Annotated in this window: 1 protein-coding gene; it reads left to right on the top strand. The window is 58.8% G+C overall.

Features of this window, described 5'->3' with window-relative positions; all coding sequences use genetic code 11:
* Window positions 1–369: 369 nt before the first annotated feature.
* On the top strand, window positions 370–539 hold a 170-nt coding region (locus tag ACYVHT_RS23335), incomplete at its 3' end, for a Rid family hydrolase (RefSeq protein WP_460557811.1).

Raw genomic sequence — 539 nt, 5'->3', positions numbered from 1 at the left:
ATTCCGGGGGGGGCTCCACTGGCTGCAGGCGCGCTGAGCCGAATGTTGGTGAAATCACCGCTTCATCCCAGTGACCTTGTTCATCCCAGTGACCTTGATGCCATGCGGGCTGCTGAGAGGATGCTCTATTCACGGGCTGGCAATTCGATGGGGGACGCGGTGACGTGGTCCTACCCTGAAACTGGGGCCCATGCTGCTGTGGCACTTGCCAGCACCGAGTGCTGAGATGGGCGGGCGTCAGGTCGATCGCAAGTTCTGCATCACTACGAATGGGGCTTGGCTTCCGTCTCAATAGAGGTGACGCTGGACCCTTTCTTGCTGGGCATGGTTGGCCCGGTCTTCAACTCTTCAAAATAGGACAGAATATCGATGTCAGAAATCACCCGCCTGCACACAGGCCCCCGCATGAGCCAGATCGTTACCCATGGCGATACGATCTATCTGGCTGGTCAGGTTGGCACCAAAGGCGCCAGCGTGGCGCAACAGACCCAGGACTGTCTGGATAAGATCGACGCCCTGCTGGCTGAGGTCGGGTCTGA

It is taken from the genome of Hymenobacter daeguensis (assembly GCF_054780555.1).
Note: the sequence above shows the minus strand (reverse complement) of the source record. Positions and strands in the feature narration are given on the sequence as shown.